The sequence below is a fragment of the Nonomuraea sp. NPDC004354 genome, from assembly GCF_053602555.1.
Map to the genome: position 1 here is coordinate 63,460 of NZ_JBSGDV010000020.1, position 21,588 is coordinate 85,047.

At 72.1% G+C, this 21,588-nt stretch carries 16 protein-coding genes; 13 read left to right on the forward strand and 3 right to left on the reverse strand.

Going from position 1 to position 21,588, the window contains the following annotated elements; all coding sequences use genetic code 11:
• Nucleotides 1-6: 6 nt before the first annotated feature.
• The 3 genes from ACWENQ_RS37695 to ACWENQ_RS37705 are packed head-to-tail and all read left to right on the forward strand — an operon-like array spanning nt 7 to nt 6,964.
• Nucleotides 7-1,173: an ATP-binding protein gene (locus tag ACWENQ_RS37695; RefSeq protein WP_452418503.1), complete on the forward strand. Its 1,167-nt coding sequence runs from the start codon at nt 7-9 to the stop codon at nt 1,171-1,173.
• Nucleotides 1,170-4,811: a DUF5682 family protein gene (locus tag ACWENQ_RS37700; RefSeq protein ID WP_452418505.1), complete on the forward strand. Its 3,642-nt coding sequence runs from the start codon at nt 1,170-1,172 to the stop codon at nt 4,809-4,811. The genes ACWENQ_RS37695 and ACWENQ_RS37700 overlap by 4 nt, the downstream gene beginning before the upstream one ends.
• Nucleotides 4,808-6,964, forward strand: a complete 2,157-nt coding sequence (locus ACWENQ_RS37705) for an SWIM zinc finger family protein (RefSeq protein WP_452418506.1) — start codon at nt 4,808-4,810, stop codon at nt 6,962-6,964. The genes ACWENQ_RS37700 and ACWENQ_RS37705 overlap by 4 nt, the downstream gene beginning before the upstream one ends.
• A gap of 155 nt (nt 6,965-7,119) precedes the next feature.
• Here ACWENQ_RS37705 and ACWENQ_RS37710 read toward each other — a convergent pair whose 3' ends face one another.
• Together ACWENQ_RS37710 and ACWENQ_RS37715 are read right to left on the reverse strand one after the other, a co-directional pair.
• A complete protein-coding gene (locus ACWENQ_RS37710) occupies nt 7,120-8,250 on the reverse strand; it encodes a DUF418 domain-containing protein (protein WP_452418507.1) in 1,131 nt (376 codons plus the stop codon).
• Between the two features lie 320 nt (nt 8,251-8,570).
• Entirely contained in the window at nt 8,571-9,485 is a 915-nt protein-coding gene (locus ACWENQ_RS37715; RefSeq protein ID WP_452418508.1) for a MerR family transcriptional regulator, read from the reverse strand.
• 212 nt (nt 9,486-9,697) lie between these two features.
• Between ACWENQ_RS37715 and ppk2 the strand changes: the two genes are divergently transcribed.
• From ppk2 to ACWENQ_RS37740, 5 genes are all read left to right on the forward strand, one after another.
• A complete protein-coding gene (ppk2, locus tag ACWENQ_RS37720; protein WP_449929598.1) occupies nt 9,698-10,651 on the forward strand; it encodes a polyphosphate kinase 2 in 954 nt (317 codons plus the stop codon).
• Nucleotides 10,652-11,326: 675 nt separating this feature from the next.
• Nucleotides 11,327-11,941, forward strand: a complete 615-nt coding sequence (locus ACWENQ_RS37725) for a TetR/AcrR family transcriptional regulator (protein ID WP_452418509.1) — start codon at nt 11,327-11,329, stop codon at nt 11,939-11,941.
• 165 nt (nt 11,942-12,106) lie between these two features.
• The gene (locus ACWENQ_RS37730; RefSeq protein ID WP_452418511.1) at nt 12,107-12,967 is read left to right on the forward strand and encodes an alpha/beta fold hydrolase; all 861 of its coding nucleotides are present in this window, start codon (nt 12,107-12,109) and stop codon (nt 12,965-12,967) included.
• A gap of 302 nt (nt 12,968-13,269) precedes the next feature.
• A complete protein-coding gene (locus ACWENQ_RS37735; RefSeq protein ID WP_452418513.1) occupies nt 13,270-13,647 on the forward strand; it encodes a hypothetical protein in 378 nt (125 codons plus the stop codon).
• Between the two features lie 214 nt (nt 13,648-13,861).
• The gene (locus tag ACWENQ_RS37740) at nt 13,862-14,209 is read left to right on the forward strand and encodes a hypothetical protein (protein WP_449929606.1); all 348 of its coding nucleotides are present in this window, start codon (nt 13,862-13,864) and stop codon (nt 14,207-14,209) included.
• 265 nt (nt 14,210-14,474) lie between these two features.
• Here the strand turns inward: ACWENQ_RS37740 and ACWENQ_RS37745 are convergent, their stop codons facing one another.
• Nucleotides 14,475-15,377, reverse strand: coding sequence for a hypothetical protein (locus tag ACWENQ_RS37745; RefSeq protein WP_452418515.1), 903 nt, complete (start codon nt 15,375-15,377; stop codon nt 14,475-14,477).
• Nucleotides 15,378-15,523: 146 nt separating this feature from the next.
• Between ACWENQ_RS37745 and ACWENQ_RS37750 the strand changes: the two genes are divergently transcribed.
• The 5 genes from ACWENQ_RS37750 to ACWENQ_RS37770 all read left to right on the forward strand — a co-directional run bounded on the left by ACWENQ_RS37750 (nt 15,524) and on the right by ACWENQ_RS37770 (nt 21,571).
• Complete coding sequence (locus ACWENQ_RS37750; RefSeq protein WP_452418516.1) at nt 15,524-15,670, forward strand: hypothetical protein; 147 nt, start codon at nt 15,524-15,526, stop codon at nt 15,668-15,670.
• A gap of 149 nt (nt 15,671-15,819) precedes the next feature.
• On the forward strand, nt 15,820-16,812 hold the full coding sequence (locus tag ACWENQ_RS37755) for a LacI family DNA-binding transcriptional regulator (RefSeq protein WP_452418518.1): 993 nt from the start codon (nt 15,820-15,822) through the stop codon (nt 16,810-16,812).
• Between the two features lie 127 nt (nt 16,813-16,939).
• Complete coding sequence (locus tag ACWENQ_RS37760; protein ID WP_452418520.1) at nt 16,940-18,409, forward strand: FGGY-family carbohydrate kinase; 1,470 nt, start codon at nt 16,940-16,942, stop codon at nt 18,407-18,409.
• A gap of 22 nt (nt 18,410-18,431) precedes the next feature.
• Nucleotides 18,432-20,081, forward strand: a complete 1,650-nt coding sequence (locus ACWENQ_RS37765) for a hypothetical protein (RefSeq protein WP_452418521.1) — start codon at nt 18,432-18,434, stop codon at nt 20,079-20,081.
• The gene (locus tag ACWENQ_RS37770; protein ID WP_452418523.1) at nt 20,078-21,571 is read left to right on the forward strand and encodes a DUF4185 domain-containing protein; all 1,494 of its coding nucleotides are present in this window, start codon (nt 20,078-20,080) and stop codon (nt 21,569-21,571) included. Before ACWENQ_RS37765 ends, ACWENQ_RS37770 begins: the two co-directional genes overlap by 4 nt.
• The last annotated feature ends 17 nt before the right edge of the window (nt 21,572-21,588 follow it).

The following is a 21,588-nucleotide window of genomic DNA, read 5'->3' on the forward strand; positions in this document are numbered from 1 at the left end:
GTATTCATGACCCTGACACAGGACCAGGCGACCGCGCCCCGGCAGGTGCTGCCCGCCGAGGAGCGTCACGCCGCCGAGCTCGCCTTTCTCGCCGCTCACGACGACGGCCCCCGGCCGCCCGGCTGGAGGCTGACGCCCCGCGCGGTGGTGACGTTCATCTGCGGCAGCGGCGACGAGACGCTGGAGCTGCCGAAGAACCGGCGGCCCGCCGACGGCGCGCCGGCCCGGCTGAAGATCGCCGCCAAGTTCGTCGGCGAGCGGGCGCTGGTCGAACGATGCGTGGTGACGCTCGCGGGAGAGCGCGGCCTGCTGCTGGTCGGCGAGCCGGGCACCGCCAAGTCGATGCTGTCGGAGCTGCTGGCGGCCGCCGTGTGCGGCACCAGCGCGCTCACCGTGCAGGGCACCGCGGGCACCACCGAGGACGCCTTCCGCTACGGCTGGAACTACGCCCTGCTGCTCGCCCAGGGGCCGAGTCCCGCCGCGCTGGTCGACTCCCCCGTGCTCACGGCCATGCGCGCCGGGCGCGTCGCCAGGGTGGAGGAGATCACCCGCTGCCTGCCCGAGGTGCAGGACGCCCTGGTGTCGATCCTGTCCGACCGGCGGGTCAGCGTGCCCGAGCTGGCCGGCACCCCCGACGCCCAGGTGGCGGCCACGCCGGGCTTCACCGTGATCGCCACGGCCAACCTGCGCGACCGCGGGGTCTCGGAGATGTCGGCCGCGCTGAAGCGGCGCTTCAACTTCGAGACCGTCGATCCCATCGCCGACGCCGCCGCGGAGACCTCCCTGGTGCGCCGGCAGGCCACCGCGGTCGTGCAGCGGGCCGGCGCCGCCTTCGCCGTCGACGACGCCGTGCTCGAGGCGCTGGTCACCGTCTTCCGCGACCTGCGCTCCGGCCGTTCGGACGAGGGCTGGGACGTGGAGCGGCCCGGCACCGTGATGTCCACCGCCGAGGCGGTGCAGGTCGCGGCCTCCCTCGGTGTCGCCACCGCCTACCTGCCCGGCGGGGACGTCCTCGACCTGGTGCCCGGACACCTGCTCGGGGTGGTCCGCAAGGACGACCCGGCCGACCACGGGCGGCTGCTCGGCTACTGGGACGGCCCGGTACGGCGCCGCGCCGAGGACGGCTCGGCGATGTGGCGGCGGCTGTGGGACCTGCGGGAGACCCTCCGGTGACCGTCCAGGACCACGACACGGTCGGCCCCGACCCCAGGGAGGCGGTCGCCGCGCTGGCCGCCTCGGCGGTGCCGTACGTGGTGGGGGTGCGCCACCACAGCCCCGCGCTGGCGGTGGCGCTGCCCGCGCTGCTCGACGCCGCCGACCCCGAGGTGGTGTGCGTCGAGCTGCCCGCCGACTTCCAGCCGTGGCTGCAGCACCTCGCCGACCCCGCGACCGTCGCGCCGGTCGCCCTCGCCGGGTCAGGCGTGGACGGGCGGCTCGGCTTCTACCCGTTCGCCGACTTCTCGCCCGAGCTGGTGGCCGTCCGCTGGGCGTGGAAGCGGGGAGCCGAGGTGCTCTGCTGCGACCTTCCGCTGTCGGACCCCGGCTGGCAGGCGGCCGACCCGCCCGGCCTGCCCGCTCCTGACCCGTCCACGCCCGGCCCGAAGGCGGGTGTGGCCTTCGCCGACGCGCTGGCCGCCTCGGGCACCGGACGCGAGGGCGACGACCTGTGGGACAGGGCCGTGGAGGTTCTGGCGCCGGGCTGCGAGCCGGAGGCGGTGCGCCGTGCCGCGCTCGGCGTCGGCTGGGCGCTGCGGCGCGACGCCGAGACAGGCACGGAGTCGGCGGGCGGCGTCCCGGCCAGGGACCTGGCGCGGGAGGCGCACATGCGCCGCGTGCTCGCCGGAGCAGCGGCAGGCGGGCGCCGCGTCGCCGCGGTCGTCGGCGCCTTCCACGCCCCGGCCCTGCTCGGCCTCCAGCCCGGCGCCCGGGCAGAGGCGCCGGCGGCGGCCGGCACACCCGTCACCTCGCTGGTGCCGTACGCCTTCGACCTGCTCGACTCGAGGTCCGGATACCCCGCGGGCATCCGCGACCCCCGCTGGCAGCAGGCGGTGTTCGCGGCGGGCGGCGATCCCGGGCGGGTCAGGGACGGCGCCGCCCACGCCATCACCGAGGTGTGCCGGCAACTGCGCGCCGCCGGGCACACCGCGGGCACCGGCGAGGCCGTCGAGACGCTCCGGATGGCCTGCGACCTGGCACGGCTGCGCGGCCTGCCCGCCCCCGGGCGCGGCGAGCTGGTCGAGGCGGTGACGACCGTGCTCGGCCAGGGCGAACCCCTGGGCAGAGGACGAGCCCTGGCGCAGGCCATGGAGACCGTCCTCGTCGGCGCGGAACGGGGCAGGATCGCCCCCGGCACGCCCCGTTCCGGCCTCGGCCCCGCCGTCGAGGCGGAGCTCGCCGCGCTGCGCCTGCCGTGCCCCGACGATCCCGACCATCGGGAGGTACGGCTCGACCCGCTCCGCTCCGAGCTGGACGCGCGCAGGGAAGTGGCCCTGCGACGCCTCCTGGTCTGCGGGGCGGGCTACGGCGAGCCGATCGAGGTGGCGGGAACGGGCGACGCCGGCGCGCTCACCACCAAATGGCGGCTGGCGTGGACTCCTGCCGTCCCGGCCCGGCTCGACCTGGCCGGCGTTCGCGGGGTGACCCTCGCCCAGGCCGCGGCGGGCACGCTGCGCGACAGGTTCCGCCGCGAGTCCGCCGACGGCGGGCCCACCTGCGCGCTGATCCTCGACGGCCTGCGCGCCGCGGCCCGCTGCGACCTGCCGGAGCTGGTGGCGGCCCGCCTCGACGACGCCGCGGTCACGCTTCCCGCCGCCGCCACGCTCGCCGAGTTGCTCGAGGCGCTCGACATGCTGGAGGCACTGCGCCGCGAGCATCTGCCCGGCACCACCCCGCAGGGTCGCGAGCAGGCCGCCGAACTGGCGGGCACCCTGCTCGAAGCCGCCGTACGCGCGCTGCCCGGCCTGGCGGGCAGCGACCAGCCGGAGGACGCGGTCGCCCTGGTCGCCCTCGCCTCCAGGGCCGGGGAGGAACGCCTCGGCCTGCGGATGGACGACACGCTGGCGGGGCTCGCGCGCACCGCCTCGCCGCTGATCCAGGGGGCGGCCATGGCCGCACGCGTCCTGCTCGACCTGGACGGTCCGGACGCTCTCGGCGCCAGGGCGGCGGGGTGGGTCGACACCGCGACCGACCTCGACAGCCGCAGACGCCTCAGCCGCCTGCTGAGCGGCGTGCTCACGGCGGCCGCGCCGCTGCTGCAGTCGGCCCCTGAAGCCCTCGTGCCGCTCATGGACCGCATCGACGCGCTGGCCGACCAGGAGTTCCTCGATCGGCTGCCGGCGTTGCGGGGCGGGTTCGACACGCTCGCGCCCGCGGGCCGTACCCGGTTGCTGAGCGAGGTGTCCGCGCGCCTCGGCGGGCGGCTCGACGTGACGCTGGAGGCTCCGCCCGCGCTGCTCGCCCTGTGGGCCGCCGCCGACACGGCGGGGCTGGGCGCGCTGCGTGCGCTCGGGCTACCGTTCGCACCGGACCCGGCGGCCGGTGATCTCCTCGTGGCACGGCAGGACCAGACGACCCCCGGGCCCGCCACCTCGGACGACGGACCCCGAGCCCTGACGATCCCCGAATCCGCCGCCTCGGACGACGGAGCCCGGGCCCTGACGATCCCCGAATCCGCCGCCTCAAGCGACGCTTCGCGCAGGTTCGCGCCGACAGACCGGTGGCGGCTGCTGCTCGGGCGGGAGTCCGAGCGGCTCGCGGCGGGCGCCCGTTCCTACGCGCGAGCGCTGGACGAGCTGTACGGCGCGGGCCGCGGCGAAGGCGCCGACGACTTCGGGGAAAGCGACGGGCCCGGCGGCACCGGCGACTCCTTCCCCACCGCACGCGAGTGGGCGGAGGAGCTGGAGGCCCTGTTCGGGGCGGACGTGCGGGAGGAGGTCCTGGCGCGAGCGGCCGAGGCCGGGAGGACCGACGTCCTCGACGTTCTGCGGCCCGGCGCGGTGCGGCCGTCGATCGAGCTGCTGACCTCGGTGCTGACGCTGGCGGGCGGCCTGCCCGAGCAGCGGCTGGCCACATTGCGGCCGCTGGTCCGCCATCTGGTCGCGGAGCTCACCCGCGAGCTGGCCACCCGGCTCCGGCCGGCGCTGACCGGGGTGGCGAACCCGCGTCCGACCCGCCGTCCGGGTGGCAGGCTCGACCTGCCGCGCACGCTGCGGGCGAACCTGGCCCACACGCGCCGCATGGGCGACGGACGGCTCGTGGTGGTCCCCGAACGGCCGGTGTTCAACAGCCGGGCCCGCCAGGAGGCCGACTGGCGGCTGATCCTCGTGGTGGACGTGTCCGGCTCGATGGAGGCCTCGGTGGTGTGGTCGGCGCTGACCGCCGCGGTCCTGGCGGGCGTGCCCACGCTCTCCACCCACTTCCTGGCGTTCTCCACGCAGGTGATCGACCTCACCGACAGGGTCGCCGACCCGCTTTCCCTCCTGCTCGAGGTGCAGGTCGGCGGGGGTACGCACATCGCGGCGGGGCTGTCTCACGCCCGCTCGCTGGTCACCGTGCCGAGCCGTACGCTCGTCGTGGTCGTCAGCGACTTCGAGGAGGGATACCCCCTGGGCGGCCTTCTCGGCGAGGTGCGTTCGCTCGTCGGGTCGGGCGTCCACCTGCTGGGCTGCGCCGCCCTCGACGACGAAGGCGTCCCCCGCTACTCGTTGCCCGTCGCCCAGCAGCTCGTCGCGGCCGGCATGCCGGTCGCCGCCCTCAGCCCGCTCGCCCTCGCCCGCTGGGTGGGCGACCGCCTCCGCGGAGAAGCCAGGTGAACTCCCCCACGCCAACCGTTCCCCCCGCCCTGCCGCCCGTGGCGCCGCACGTGGTGGCCGCGGCCGTCGAGGTCCTGACCTCCAGGCTGCGCAAGAAGCTGGACGCGGCGGTCGAGCAGTACGCCGCCGTGTCCCCCGTCGCCGACGGCGACGGCATCACGATCCGCTGCGGCGAGGACGCGGTCGTGACACTCTCGCCGGGGACGTCGGGTGCGATCCTCGAGGAGGACCAGGCGCGGTGCAGCTGCCTGCTGTCGCCGCGGTGCCTGCACCGCGCGGCCGTTCTCAGCGCCTGCCCCGTGGCCGACGCCGCCGGAGAGATGGCCGGCACCGGAGAGACCGACACCGGAGAGGTCGCCGCCGGAGAGATGACCGACACCGGCACGGATCCCGACGCGAGCTCCGGTGCGGCACCGGCCGGCGGCGCCCACTCCGGCGCGAGTCCGACCACCCACGCGGACTCCGCCGGCACGGCACCGGCCACCCGTGCGGGCTCGGGCGCGGAGGCGACGGCCGGCGGGGGCGCGGGTTCCGGGTCCCCCACCGGGACGGACGGCTCCGCCCAGGCCGGCGATCCATCCCGCGCGGGGCCGAGTGCGGCGCAGGTGGCCGCGGCGGCCGGGCTGTGGGCCGCCGCCGCGGCGGTGCTGTCCGCCGGGGTGCCCGCCGCGGGCGCGGTTCCGCAGGCCGAGTTGCTCAGGGCAGCGCACACCGCCCGGCTGGCCGGCCTGCCCAACGCCGAGGCCGCCGCCGTACGCGTCGTGCGCGGTCTGCGCGCGGCCCGCGAACGCCACGACGGTCACCGTCTCGCCGACCTGGTGTCCGCGCTGCGCGAGCTGCTGCTCACCGCCGGCCGGCTGGCTTTGGCGGACCCGGATCCCGCGCTGGTCGGCAGCGTTCGCCGGAGCTACCAGCAGGGCGGGAGCCTGCGGGCGCACGGCGTCTTCAGGGAGCCGGTGATCAGTGCCACCGGCTACGGCGGCGTGGTCACCCACCTCGTCGCGGAGGACGGCCGGTGGTTCTCGGTCGCCGACGTCAAACCGGGCGGGGCCGCTCGCGCGCGCGGGGCGGCCACCGCGACCGTGGCCATCGGCTCGGCCATGCTGAGCCATGCCCAGCTGGCGCGGGCGGGCCTGTTGATCGTCGGAGCGACCGTTTCGCCCGACGGCCGCCTCGGCGCGGGTCGCGGGGTGCGCGCCACTCCGCTCACCGGCATCCCGTGGACGGCCGGTCCGCTGGCCGCCCTGTTCGCGCGTCCGCTGGCCGAGTCCGCCGCCGCCCGGCTGTCCGACGACGGGTGGAGCGAGGCGGAGGCGGCCCGCGAGCCGGTCGGCTGCGATCTGGTGATCGTCGGTACGGCGGGCGACGCCGTCCTGGCCCGCGAGCTGTGGCCCGCCGCCACCGCGGGCGCGGATGCCGACGGTCCCACCCCTCAGGCACCACCCGGCGGCCCGGCGGACGGTGATCCGGTGTGGCGGGCCCCGTCGAGCGGCCTGGCCGGTGACGATGTCCGGCCGGCGCGGCCCGGCGGCCCGCTCATCCGGCTCGTCCCCGCCGGCCGGCACCCCGGCCTGGCCCACCTCGACAACCTGCGACGTCTCGCCTCGCGCCCCGGCATGCTGGTGCGCGTCGTGGGCCGGGTCGATCCGGACCGGGCGGCTACCCTGATCCCCTTGGCGGTGGGTCCGGTGCCGGGCGCCGAGGCGACCCTGCGCCTTCCCGCCGACTGGCACGATCGGGCCGACCTCGGCTACGACCGTCTGCAACGCTCGCACCTGCCTCCGGATGACGCCTGCCTGCCGTACCGGATGGAGGGGGCGGAGGAACGCGTCGATCCGGTGGCGGGCGCGCCGCTCTGGCGGGTACGCCGGCTGGTCGAGCTGGCCGTCGCCGGCGGCCGCAGGGCGGTGGCCGAACCCGCGCGCAACGGCGACGCCCGTGCGCAGGCGGCCGCCCTGCGCGGTGCGGGGTTCCTTGCCGCGGCGGACCTGGTGACCGCGCTCACCGCCGAGGCCGACCGCAGGGCTCGCGACGTGTTCGGCCGGTTGGCCGAGTCGGACACCGATCGTTACGCGTGGGCCTGGCTGGCCGCCGCGGCCCACCTGGCCGCGACCGAGCGGGCCCTGGTGCGGGCGTCCTGGCAGGCCGGTTGATCGCCGGACGGCATGGGCCGGGCCCGGAGCGCCCCAGCGGCTCCGGGCCCGGCCGTTCCTCCCCGTTCGTGCCGGCGTAGACCGAGGGGTCCTGGGTCATCGCCCCGGCGGGCGCTCGGCTGGTCGGGCGGCGCGGCGCGGGTACGGGCGCCCGGTCACGACCGCTGGAGTTCGGCCTGCCGCCTCCAGGGGGCCTGGTAGGCCCACTGCCAGGCCAGCTCCAGCGGTCCGCGGTCGAAGCGGCGCAGCCAGAGGGAGGCCAGCGTCATGAACAGCAGGCAGATGGCCGCCCACGCGACGGGCACCCACCAGGGTCGCAGCCCGTCGAGCCGGACGGCCAGGCCGAGCCCCCAGCCGTAGCAGAGCACGCTCGCCGCCAGGTTCTGGAAGACGTAGCAGGACAGCGCGGTACGGCCGACGCCGGCCAGCCCCCTGCGCATGACGCCCGGCGCGCCCTTCATGCCGAGCACGATCGAGGCGAGCAGCGCGAGCAGGCCCAGCGCGACCAGCGGCGGCAGGATGTAGCGGTCCACGGCGAACCACGCGGGGCCCGCGAAGGACGTGACCAGGTTCAGCGGGGCGGCCACCCCGAGCCCGGCGAGAGCCAGCTTCCTGCGCAGGCCCGCGCCCCGCTCCTCGAACACCCCGGCCCGCAGCAGCCGCGAGCCGAGCAGGAACAGCACGATCCCCATGGGCACGATGAAGACCAGCTCCGCGCGCAGGAGAAGGACGTGCTCCAGGCGCGCGGCCACCTGGTCGGTCCAGCCGCCCTGGCTGTAGAGGGTGACGGCCCCTGAGCCGCCGGGGGCGTCCTCCGCGAGCAGGGCCAGCGTCAGCAGCGCGACCAGGGTGACGTGCACCGTACCCGCCGCGACCATCCAGATCCGCACCGTGCGCTCGCTTCTGCCGATCAGGTACGCGACGACCATGGAGGTGATCGCGTACCCCATGAGCACGTCGAACTCGAAGATCAGGATGTAGTGCAGGAGTCCCTCGGCGAAGAGCAGCGCGGCCCGCCACAGGTATCTTCCCGGCCAGGTGAGGCCCTTGCGCACGGCGCTGCGGTACTGGAGTTCGAGCCCGATGCCGAACAGCAGGGTCAGCAGCCCGAGGAACTTGCCGTTGGACAGGAACCGCAGGAGGGTCTCCACCGTGCCCGGTGCGCCGCCCATGGCGAGTATTCCGGCGGGGCCCGCCGGATCGGTGAAGATCCAGATGTTCGTGCCGAGGGTGCCCATGATGGCGACACCCCGCAGCACGTCCAGCGCGTCGATACGTGTGGTCACGCATCAAGCCTTCCAGCGGCAGGAGACCGTGATCTCCTACCGCCAGACGAAACTGCGTGTACATCCATCGATGGACACGCGTCGCCTTCGGTCGTCTGGTGCTCGCCGCCGCTGGGCGGAACGAGCGGAACGAGCCGAGCGGGCGAACGGGGGGACGGCGGAGCGGGCGAGCAGACGGAGCAGACGAGCGGGGAGCAGTCGAGCGGGCGGAGCGGGTCGAGGGTGAGTGATCGGGGGCGGCGGCCGGATCAGGGGTGCGCGCGCAGGGCGGATCAGAGATGCGCGCGCAGGGCGGATCAGAGATGCGCGCGCAGGGCGGATCAGGGGTGCGCGCGCAGGGCGGCGGCGAGCCAGCCGTGGTCGTCGAGCCGGGAGGACGGCGCCGCCTCGCCGTTCACGGTCGCCAGGAGCTGCCGGTACCGCTCGACCCGCGTGTCCTGCCCGTCCTCCAGACGCGCCAGCACCTGCGCGCGGTCGGCGGGGCCGAGCAGCCGATCCAGCACCTGGGCCGCTTCGGCCGAGCCGGGATCGATCCCCCGCTGCCGGGCCTCGCCGACCATTCCGGCGATCTTCTTGGCGAACCAGAGGAACGCCCCGGGCTCGCGGCCGGGACCCTCCTGCCCGCGTCCGGCCGCGTGCTGCTCGGCCATGACGCGCATCCGCCGCCGGAAGTCCCTGTCCTGGACCAGTTCGGCCAGCTCGATCCAGGCCTCGACCTGCTCGGGTGTGGGATCGGCGGGCAGTTCCGCCGGGGTGTGGCGCAACCGCGCCTTCAGATGGGGGTCGGCGTCCAGACCGGCGAAGACCTCCTCGAGGAAGTCCTCGACGATCTGACGGCGCTCGTCGGCCGAAAGGCGTGCCAGCTTGTCCAACCGAATCAGCTCCTCTGGTCTGGGCCGTCGCCGGGCGAGGGCGCTCAGCACCGCCCGACGCAGCCGCAGGACGCGGATCTGCGCGTCCAGTGCCATGACGTGGGTTTCCGCGACGTCCGCGATCGTGGTCCGCTGCTCCAGCACCCGGCGGACGTCGCTCAGCCCGAGCCCGAGCTCGCGCAGGGTGCGGATGAGGTCCAGCCTGACCACCGACCGGGCGTCGTAGAGCCGGTAGCCGCTCTCGCTCCGCCCGGCGGGCGGCAGCACCCCGATGTCGGACCAGTACCGGATCGTGCGCACCGGCATCCCGGTCCGCCGGGACAGCCGGCCGATCGTCAGCGGTTCCCCGCGGTCGTCGTCCATGAACACGAGTGTGGGGCTTCCAGCCGCTGGAGACTCAAGCCCTCCCGGCACAGCGATCAACGCAGTCCGCCCGCGTGGAGAATCGCCGGTCGTTCCGCTGGCGGCTCCTGCCCGGCGGGATTTCTCGGCGAACGTGGCGGAAGGTGGTTAGATCGGCCGCCGAGGGTGCATGGTGACGGTATGGGCATCACCACTCTCGCCGGGTGTGCACGATGAACGATCCGCACCGACGACGCCTGGTCGTCCTCGGCTCCCAGGACGCGGACGACACCGGAGAGCTGCTCGACAGCACGCCCGGCCTGTGGGTCGATGATCGCGACGATGACGACCCCAGGCTGTACCGCGCGGACGGCACGCAGGTCGACACCTGGCGCCAGCACTACCCCTATCCGGCACGCCTGCCGCGGCCGGCGTACGAGCACGACAAGCGCTTGCTGCAGATCGAGCTGCTGAAGCTGCAGTACTGGATCAAACGGACCGGCCTGCGACTCGTGGTGCTGTTCGAGGGGCGCGACGCCGCCGGCAAGGGCGGCACCATCAAGCGCTTCATGGAACACCTCAACCCGCGCGGCGCGACCGTGGTCGCGCTGGAGAAGCCCAGCGAACGCGAACGGAGCCAGTGGTACTTCCAGCGCTACATCGCCCACCTGCCGGCCGCGGGCGAGATCGTACTGTTCGACCGGTCCTGGTACAACCGGGCGGGCGTCGAGCGGGTGATGGGCTTCTGCACCGAGGAGGAGTACCTGGAGTTCATCGAGCAGGCGCCGCGGCTCGAACGGCTCCTGGTCGAGTCGGGCCTGCATCTCATCAAGCTCTGGTTCTCGGTCTCACGCGCCGAGCAGCGCACCCGGTTCATCATCCGCCAGGTCGACCCGGTCCGGCAGTGGAAGCTGTCGCCGATGGACCTGGCCTCGCTGAACAAGTGGGACGAGTACACCCGGGCCAAGGAGGACATGTTCCTGCACACCGACACCGACGTGGCGCCCTGGACCGTCATCAAGAGCAACGACAAGAAGCGCGCCCGGCTGGAAGCCATGCGTCACGTCCTGAGCCGGTTCGACTACGCCGACAAGGACGCCCACGTCGTGGGCACCCCCGATCCCCGGATCGTGATCTCCGCAGCCGACATCTTCGACGAGGATCACACCACCGACCAGGTACGGTGACCGGCCGGCTCGCCCGAACCCCGCCCCGCCCGCGTACCACGCACGCACCACGGAGAGCGGCCCACCACACCGATAGCCGGCCAACGCGCCCCACCCCCAGCCGGCCCCACCCCGGACCCCACGCCTCGCCACACCGCTAACCGGCCGACACACCCCGGCGCCGGTCCCCGTGCGCCTACGGCATCGACGACCGACGTGGCCGAACGCCGCGCCGCCTGGCCAGGCTGGCTGCACCTGTACAACCATCACCGCGGACACACCGCGCTCGGAGGCCGACCGCCCGCCGGCCGCGTCACCAACCTCACGGGACGGAACACCTGGCCACGTGGGATGCTGCCCGAGCCGAGGGCTGACCCGCGTCTGCCACTGCGAGGTGGCGGGGAAATGCCGGTCCAGGATGTCGGCCCACTCCGGCAGGATGACGAAACCGCCGCGGCCGCGAAACGTGTCGTCCTTCAGCGTGACCGGTTCCACCAGGGCCTTCACGAACGGGCTGTCGGCCTGCTCGGCAGGCAGGGCGCGCAGGGCGTTGTGGAAGCGCGCCACCGCGTCGGGGAAGAGTTGCCAGGCGCGTTCCACCTCCTGGCGCACCGTCTCGGCGCCGATCTCCATCCGCGGCCGGAGACTCCGATATGTTAACCGTGGTTCCCGTTTTTCTCTCAGAAAGGTACGCCAGTGGCCGAGTCCGATGAGCTGGAATCGCTCATCTCCCAGGGGCGCAAGCATGGGGTGCGCAAGCGCATCATCCTGTTGCAGGCTGCTCGGCTCTTCGTGGAGCGAGGTTACGCCGACACCGGAATCGACGACATAGGGGCCGCGGTCGGCATCAGCGGGCCTGCGGTCTACCGGCACTTCCCCGGCAAGCAGGCCATCCTCCTCGCCCTGATCGAGCTGTCGCTGGAGCGTCTGCGGGAGGGGACGCAAGCCGCGCTGGCCGACCAGGACCGGGAGCCTCAGGAGGCGCTGATTGCCCTGGTGGACTGGTTCTCCCGGTTTTCCGTCGAGAACCGGAGTCTGACTTTGGTCATGCAGGCCGAGCTGCTGTGGCTGCCGGAGCAGGATCGGCGGCGACTCAATCGCCAGATGCGGCAGATACGTGAGGAGTGGGTCGGGCTGCTGATCGAGGTGCGACCGGAGCTGTCCGACCTCGCGGCGCGGATCGCCGTCACATCCGTCATGGGGATGGTGACGTCGGTGCTCGCCGCCCGGCTGAGCGATGACACCCAAGCGCTGAGCGTGCATCTGCGGACCCAGATGATCGCCGTCCTGCATGCGCCGGCTGTCTTGTGACGGTTCCGGTTCGAGTAAAAGTTAACGTGTCTATACTTTTTCTGGAAGGGTGCTGCGGGAAGAGAGCGCGGACTCGGCGGACGGTCAGTGAGCGCTCGGCCTCGTGCGGGACGCCGTAGCGCCAGTCGTCGCAACTGGTCCAAGCCAGAACGAAGGGCAGAATTGATGGAACGCATGGTCGAGGCCAACGGGATCCGTCTGTGGTGCGAGACGTTCGGGGATCCGGCCGATCCCGCGCTGCTGCTCGTGATGGGACTCGGTGCCCGAGGCGCCACCTGGCCCGATGAGCTCTGCCGGCTTCTCCAGGAGGGAGGGCGGTACGTCATCCGCTACGACAACCGGGACACCGGGCTGTCCAGCTGTGTCGATTACGAGGCCAAGCCGTACACCATGATCGACCTCGCCCAGGACGCGGTCGGCTTGCTCGACGGCTTGGGCATCGCCGCGGCGGACGTGGTCGGCGCGTCGATGGGCGGCATGATCGCCCAGGAGATCGCGCTCGAACACGCTGGCCGGCTGCGCAGCCTGACGGTCATCATGTCGAGCGCCGAGCCTCTCGATCCCGTGACCAACACCTTCCGGGGCACGCAACGGGATCCGCGGCTGGCCGCCTGGGACGCCGAGCAGATCGCCAATCCGCCCAGCACCCGAGAGGAGCACGTTGAGGCACATCTGAAGCTGGCTCGCATTCTCACCGGACAGGTGACGGCGTTCGACGAGACCGCCACGCGTGCGCTCATCGAGCAGCAGATCGAAAGTGCCACCGATGCGGGCCACGCCTCGAAGAACCACGTCCTCGCGGCCTTCGCCTCTCGCGACCGCTCCGGGCTTGTCAGCTCGATCACCGCCCCGACTCTGGTGATTCACGGGTCGGACGATCCGATGGCACCCATCGCCCATGGCGAGGCACTGGCAGCGGCGATTCCCAACAGCGAGTTTCTGCCCATCGAGGGAATGGGGCACGGGTTCCCGCCGCCGGTGATTCCTCGTATCTCCGCCGCGATCCTTCGGCACACCGGGCGATAGCCGACAACCGCACCTCGACCACCTCCGGGTCCGGTGCTACCGCTCTGGGGGTCGACAGCGCGGCGGTGTGCGGGCACTCCTACGGCGGATGGCTCGCGCTGACCCACGCCCCGCACGCGCCCGCGCGGGTCCGGCAGCTGGCGCTCCTGGATCCCACCCAGCCCAGAGCTGCCAGAGGAGCCCTCCGGCAGCAGATCTCGGGATCGGCTGACGGCAGGACGAGCGTTCACCGGTTGACGATCGGCTGTCCATGGCCGCGGTGAAGGCTGTCGTGACCATTGCGACAGCACGGAGGAAAAGTCATGTCCTTGCACAAACTCGCCCTGAGCGTCTCCGCTCTCATGTTCCTGACCCTGAGTACGGCGGCCTGCGGCTCGGGAGGCGAGACTGCCGCCGTGGCCGACACCAAGGGCTGCAAGGAGATACGAGCCATCATGGCGAGCACGGTGACCCAGCTCCAGAGCAACGCCGAGGACCTGGAGGCGATGAAGCAGTTCTACGGCGACAGCGCACAGAAGATCAAGGAACTGGACGTCGACGAGAAGGTCGAGGAGGCCCAGGGCGCGGTCGTCTCCCTTTACGAGGAACTGGCGGAGATCAGCGCGCCAGAAGAGGCGGACCAGTACACCGACCAGGCCAGTGCGACCGTGTCGAAACTGAACTCCGCCTGCACCGCCTGAAGAACGACGTCGAGCAGACTCAGGCCGGCGGTGAAGGTCACCGTACCGTTCCTGATGGACGGCCTTGAGCCGCACCTCATGGGGGACCACCGGCCGACTGCCGCCGGTTGCCCGGCCCAGGCGGCCCGCCTAGGAGAAGAGCTGTGCGGTTATAGATCGTTCATCAACCGTCAAAGTGGGGTTCGTAGGCTCTGACGCCATGAAGAAGATTGTGATGACCATCGCCCTGATGACCGCCGTACCCTTCCTGACCAGTTGCGGCTCCGCCTCCGCCGACGCGTGCAACGCCGCGGCAGCGGCCAGTGCGACCTGGGAAAAGGAGCTCGGCTCCGCTCAAGGCGCGGAGGCGGTCAAGGGCGTCAACACCACGTACAAGGCGGTGCTGGTCGAGCAGGCAGGCAAGGTGGACGGCGCGGTCAAGTCGGCCATGGACGACATGGCCGCTTCGCTCGACGCTGCCAACGCCGCCATCGACGCAGGCGACGAGGCGGGCATCGACGCGGCGCAGAAGGGCACGGACGCGAAGACGACGGCGCTGAACACCGCCTGCCAGGCGGGCTGATCCCCTCCCACACGCATCGATCGGGTACGCGCCGCCGTGGAAGTCCACGACGGGTTCTGAGCATCTCCGGGGTCCGCGCCCACCCCGGAGACTCAACGGTCGGCCGCAGCAGCGAAGCGCCATGTCACCGCCACCTTCCGCCCTGACGGGGTAGCCGCCCTCGTCCCACCCCGCCGTGGACGAGAGCCGGACATGCCACAACTCTGCGTCGACGGCGAGCCGGGCCTCTGGCCGCAGGCGGTGAACATGACCGCGCTCGACCGCCTCACCGGCCGCCCCCGGCGCCCTCCGCCCCGTGAACGGCTGACGCTCCCACAGCTCCTCGGCCTGCGTCGGTCAGCGCGCTGATCGGGTTGTCGTCGACCGACGGCCACTTCAGATCATCGAAGTCGACGACCTCGCCGGCCGGAGGCGCCGCGATCGCGACCTTCGCGCCCCAGCCGCTGTAGCGCGTGTCGACGATGTCGTGCACCGTGGCCTTGACCAGCTTGCCGTCCTTGGGCACCTCGGTTTTCAGGCTGTACTCCGTGATCAGACGGACAGGCAGCCGGTCACGGTCGACGAAGAGCCTGAAGGAGATCTTGCCCACCTCGGAGTTGCCGTACTTCCCCTTGTACAGCTCCTTCCCGCTGAGAGCGCCGCGGTACTCTCCGGCCCTGGCGAACGTGGCCTTCGCGATCACCAGCTTCAGGATCGCCGGGTTCAGGACGTCGACACGCTGGTCGCCGCGCTGCCCGTCGTTGTTCCACGAGGAGCTGCCGCTGAACCGGACCCAGTGCTTGCCTTCGGGCATGTCGCCCCACTCGAAGCCCTTCACGTAGGTGGCGCGGCCCACCTTGACCGCACGCAGCGTGGCCGGTTCGTAGTCCTCGCCTAGCCCGAGAGCTGCCTTCTGCTCGTCGGTGAGCTTCGTCTTCGACGTGAGGTCGTAGTCCACGGCCGCGGACTTTCCGAACCCGATCACTCCGCTGGTCCGAGTGAGGAAGACTCCCTTGATCCCGCTGACGGTGGTCCGGTTCGCCTCGGACACCCGGACGCCACGCCCAGGGGCGAACTGCTTCTGCACGGCCGTGACCGGGTCCTCGGGCGCGGCGGCCTGAGCTTGTCCGCCACCCGCGAAGAACGCGGCGACCACGGCCGTGACGGCAACGACTGCGACACGTTTCATGCGGAGGATCTTGTCGCTCCGGCGTCACGAAATGATCTCGAGCCGCATGCCGGCGAGCAGGGCGGGCTGTCCGTGCGCGGCGAGCTGGGTCTCTGTTGTCGCACACCAGGGGGAGCCGGTACGACAGGTACGGACTCGTCGGCGCCATGGACGATGACGACGCCCGCCGGGTGCCCGGACTCGCGCCTCAGACCGTCTACCGCCGCATCGACGCCAGACATGTCATCCACGACGACAAGCCCAGGGAGTTCATCGCCGCCGTCACCGATTTCCCCGACACGCTCATCAAGTGAGCTGACCCTCGGGCGGAGTCCCGAGGTCTCCAGAGGAGGCAGGGTCGCTCCCTGGCCCGCCGCGCGGGACCCCGGTGAGCGCACGGATCTGCTGTGAGGAATCGATTGCAGCTACGCTTTCCCTCCAGAGGATCCGAAACGGGGACAGGATGACGACGATCTACGATGTGGCTCGCCACGCGGGGGTGTCCGCCGCGACGGTCTCGCGGGTGGTGAACGGCCGGCCGAACGTGGATCCGGTGCTGGCCGAGCGGGTCAGGCGGGCCCTGACCGAGCTCGAGTACCGCCCCAACGCCGTGGCGCGCAACCTGCGCAAGAGCCAGACCACGCTGTGGGCCGTCATCATCTCCGACGTGGGCAACCCGTTCTTCACCGCGATGGTCAGGGGCGTGGAGGACGTCGCCCAGAAAGCCGGTTTCTCGGTCGTGCTGTGCAACAGCGACGAGGACCCCGCCAAGGAGGGCAAGTACGTCACCGCCGCGCTGGACGACCAGATGGCCGGTGTGATCATCTCGCCGTCCGGGCGGGCCACGCATGTCAACCGGCTGGTCGACGCCCGGGTGCCGGTGGTGGTCATCGACCGGCAGCTGCGCGGCATCGCCGTCGACACCGTGCTGGTGGACAACGAGCACGGCGCCGAGCTGGCCACCGCTCACCTCATCGACTCGGGGTATGAGCGCATCGCGTGCATCACGGGGCCGCGCAGGCTGTCGACGGCCGTCCAGCGGCTGCGCGGCTACCAGCGTGCGCTGCGCGGGCACCGCCGTGCCGTACGGGAAGAGCTGGTCAGATATGCCGACTTCCGGGAGGAAGGCGGGTATGCGGCGATGGAGGCGTTGCTGCGGCAGGACTCCCCGCCGGACGCCGTGTTCGCCGCCAACAACCTGATGACGGTCGGCGCCGTGGAATGCCTGGTCGACCAGGGTGTGCGCATCCCCGAGGAGGTCGGCGTGGTCGGCTTCGACAACATCCCGTGGGCGCATCTGGTCAGGCCGTCGCTGACGACCGTGGGGCAGCCCACCTACGAGCTGGGCCGTACCGCCGCCCTGCTGCTGGCCGAGCGGATCGCCGAGCCGTCCCGCCCGGCCGGCAGCGTCACCCTGCACACCCAGCTGCACGTCCGCGAGAGCTCCCGCCGCTGACCCCAGCGACTGCCGCCGCACCGGCGAACTGTCACTGACCCCAGCGAACCGCCGCCGACACCATTGACTCCGGTGTCTGCGTTCATTACGTTCTGGGCAATCAGCAATCGATTTCTCAGGGGTGCGCATGTCTGTGCCCGTCGTGCTCGGGGTCGACATCGGGACGTCCAGCAGCAAGGGAGTGCTGGTCGGCCTGGACGGCACGCTGATGCGGTCAGCGGTCCGCGAGCACGCGGTGGACCGCCCCGGCCCCGGGCGCTTCGAGATGGACGGGCGGCTCTGGTGGGAGGAGTTCCGCGAGCTGGCCCGCGAGCTCGGCCGGGACGCCGAGGTGGTCGCGGTCGGAGTGAGCGGGATGGGGCCCTGCGTCCTGCTCGCCGACTCCGCCGATCGCCCGGTGCGGCCCGCCATCCTCTACGGCGTCGACACCCGCTCCACCGCCCAGATCGCCAGGCTCGAACGCGAGCTCGGAGCGGAGGAGATCCGCCGCAGGGGCGGCTCCGACCTGTCGAGCCAGGCGGCGGGCGCGAAGATCGCATGGGTGGCCGACGAGGAGCCCGAGCTCTACGCGAGGGCGCGGCGGCTGTACATGCCCAGCTCGTGGCTGGTGCGCCGGCTCACCGGGGCGTACGTGCTCGACCACCACTCGGCCAGCCAGTGCACCCCGCTCTACGACGTCGGCCGCCTCGACTGGCACCGGCCGTGGGCGGACACGGTCGCGCCGGGCATCGAGCTGCCCCCGCTGCGCTGGCCGGGCGAGCCCGCGGGGACGCTCACCCGGCAGGCCGCCCGGGAAACCGATCTCCCGGAAGGCATCCCCGTGATCACCGGGACGGTCGACGCCTGGGCCGAGGCGCTCAGCGTCGGCGCCCACCGCCCCGGCGATCTCATGCTCATGTACGGCACGACCATGTTCCTGGTCCACACCACGCCGGAACACCGGACCTGGCCCGGTCTGTGGGGGACCGTCGGCGCCCTGCCGGGCACCTACAACCTGGCCGGCGGCATGGCCACCTCCGGCGCGATCACCGCCTGGCTGCGCGACCTGTTCGGGGCCGCCTACCAGGAGCTGCTCCAGGAGGCCGACGCGTCCGGCATCGGCGCCAACGGGCTGCTGATGCTGCCCTACTTCGCCGGAGAGCGCACCCCGGTCATGGACCCTCAGGCCAGAGGCGTGATCGCCGGGCTCACTCTCTCCCACACCCGGGGCGACCTCTACCGGGCGGCGCTGGAGGCCACCGGCTTCGCCGTGCGGCACAACGTCGAGACCATGCGGGCGGCCGGCGGCGACATCCGGCGCATCGTCGCCGTCGGCGGCGGCACCCAGGGCGGTCTGTGGACGCAGATCGTCTCCGACGTCACCGGCACACCCCAGGAGGTGCGCGCCACCTCGATCGGAGCCTCGTACGGCAGCGCCTTCCTGGCCGCCCGGCTCGTCGGTGAGGCGTCGATCGACGCGTGGAACCCCGTTCGGCACCTGGTGACCCCGCGGCCGGACGCGGTCACCCAGTACGACCAGCTCTACCGCCTCTACCAGCAGCTCTACCCGAGCACGGCCGGCATCGCGCACGCCCTGGCCGGCCGCCAGCATCGTTGACCCCCCACGTGAAGGGCAGCCCATGTACCGATTCCCCGAGCTCAACGAACCGCCCGCGGCGGAGCCCGGCGTCGTCTACACCGTCGCCAGCGGCGACCTGCGTCAGAGCGCCAACCAGACCTGCTGGCCGGTGCAGGAGAAACTGGAGAACGATCTCGCGGCCACGCTGCGCGACCTGGGCTGGTCGGTCCGGCGCGGCCACGACGTCGATCCCGACAAGGGACACGGCTTCATCGACAGCCAGCGTGCCGGCATCGAGGTGTTCAAGGCCCTGCCGCCGGACGCGCCGCTGATCGTGGTGGAGGCGGTCTGGCAGTACAGCCACCACGTGCTGGCCGGGCTGCGCAGCCACCGCGGGCCGATCCTCATCGTGGCCAACTGGAGCGGTCAGTGGCCTGGCCTGGTCGGCCTGCTGAACCTGGCCGGCAGCCTGACCAAGGCGGGCAGGCCGTACTCGGTGCTGTGGAGCGAGGACTTCACCGACGAGTGGGCCAGGCACGGACTGAAGACCTGGCTGGAGAACGGCGAGCTGACCCACGACACCAGCCACGTCACCAGGCTGGGCGAGCTGCCCCCGACCCCCGAGTCCGAGCTGGGCCGGGCGCTCGCCCGCCAGCTCGCCACGGAGAAGGCGATCATCGGCGTCTTCGACGAGGGCTGCATGGGGATGTACAACGCCATCATCGACGACGAGCAGCTCAACCCGCTCGGCATCTACAAGGAGCGGCTGTCGCAGAGCGCGCTCGTCGCCGAGATGAACCGGGTCGGCGACGCCGAGGCGCTCGCGGTGCGCGCGTGGCTCGACGAGGCGGGCCTGACCTTCCACACCGGCGCCGACGAGGCCACCGAGCTGACCGAGTCGCAGCTGATCAGCCAGTTCAAGATGTACGTCGCGGCGCTGCGCATCGCCGACGACTTCGGCCTGGACGCCGTGGGCATCCAGTACCAGCAGGGGCTCAAGGACGTGGTACCGGCCAGCGACCTGGTGGAGGGGCTGCTCAACAACGTCGAGCGCCCGCCGGTGCGCAGCCGCGACGGCTTCCGCGAGCTCTACGCCGGCCGTCCGCTGCCGCACTTCAACGAGGTGGACGAGGGGGTCGCGGTCGACTCGCTGATCACCAACAGGGTGTGGAGCGCGATGGGCCTCGACCCGGCCACCACGCTGCACGACATTCGATGGGGCGAGGAGTACGAGGGGCGGTTCGTCTGGGTTCTGGAGATTTCGGGGTCGGTGCCGGCGTCGCACAACGGCGGTTACGACAAGTCGTGGAGCATGCGGCAGCCGCCGATGTACTTCCCCCTCGGTGGCGGCACGCTGAGCGGCGTCTCCAAGCCCGGCGAGATCGTCTGGTCGCGGGTGTTCATCATGGACGGCGAGCTGCACGTCGACCTCGGCCGGGCGAGCGTGGTGGAGCTGCCGGAGGAGGAGACCAGGCGCAGGCTCGACGCCACCACCCCGCAGTGGCCGATCATGCACGCGGTGCTGCACGGCGTCACCCGCAACCAGTTCATGGCCCGCCACCGGGCCAACCACCTCAACGTGGCCTACGCCCACGACGCGGACAGCGCCGACAGGGCGCTGACGGCCAAGGCCGCGGCCTTCGCCGAGCTCGGCGTGCACGTGCACCTGTGCGGAATCTCCGCGCCTGTCCCAGGAGGGAGAGAGCGGTGAAGCTCTTACGCGTCCCGATCGCCATGGTTCTGCTGTCCGGTCTGGTGGCAGCGGGCCCCGCCCAGGCCTCATCGGCCCACTCACCGGCCATCGTGGTGAGCAAGATGACCGGACCCGGCTCCGTCAGCGCCACCGACGCCAACTGGAAGATCAAGGCCACCGATCTCGGCGTCATGTGGGACAACGGCAGCGGCGAGATCCTCGCCGCGTTCGGCGACACGTTCGGCGACACCTGGCGACCCCCTGGCGCCAACGGCGACGACTGGCGCAGCCAGGTGCTCCTGCGCAGCACGGACCCCGACCTCGCCGACGGCATGTCGTTCAGCAGCGCGGCCACCGACGCTCCCGGCCACGCCAAGGAACTCATCCCCAGCAAGAAGATCGACGGTGACGAGATCACCGTGATCCCCACGGCGGGCGTGTCGGTGGGGACACGGCAGTACCTCGCCTACATGTCCGTACGGCACTGGGGCGAGCCCGGAGTCTGGACCACGAACCACTCCTCGATCGCCTACTCCGACGACAACGGCCAGAACTGGGTCACCGGCGGCCCCCGATGGGACAACCCCGGCGGTGACAACCACTTCCAGATGGCGGCGTTCGTCCGGCGTGACGGCTTCGTCTACATGTACGGCACGCCGAACGGCCGCAACGGCGCCGCCTACCTGGCCAGGGTCCCCGAGGCCGCCGTGCTGGACAAGGCCGCCTACCGGTACTGGACGGGAAGCGCCTGGCGGTCCGGCCCTGACACGCTGGCCACCCCGGTGGTCGCGGCGCCCGTGTCCGAACTGTCGGTGCAGTTCAACGCCTTCACCGGCAAGTGGCTGATGACCTATCTGAAGGGCAGCGACGTGGTGCTGAGGACCGCGCCCGCGCCCACCGGCCCGTGGAGCGCCCCCGCGGTGGTGGCCGGCTTCGCCGACTTCCCCGGCCTGTACGGCGGCTTCATGCATCCCTGGTCGTCGGGGCCGAACCTGTATCTGGCGCTGTCGGAGTGGACGCCGTACAACGTCTATCTGATCCGCGTCACCCTGAACCGCGACGGGAGCATCACCAACCCGAACCTCGTCCGGGACCCCAGCTTCGAACGCCAGACCACGGGCACGGTGTCGGCGCCGTGGGCGGTGACCGGCAACGGCGGCATCGACCAGGCCACCTGGGCCTTCACCGCGGATCGCAACGGCTTCGTCAGGTACGACCGCGGCTGGCACGACCTGCACCAGACCGTCTCCGTCACCCCGCACACGGCCTACACGCTGAGCGGCTGGCTCAGGACCTCGCCCAACAACGACAACGGGTTCTTCGGCGTGCGCAACCCGGGCGGCCCGCCGTTCGCCGAGGTCAACTTCGGGGCCGTCGGCGGCTGGACGAAGTTCACCGTCACCTTCGACAGCGGTAGCCGCAGCTCCGTCGAGGTCTTCGCCGGGATCTGGACCGACAACGGCGACATGTGGCTCCAACTGGACGACTTCGCCCTGACCAGGACCTGACCTCATCGACGTGACAG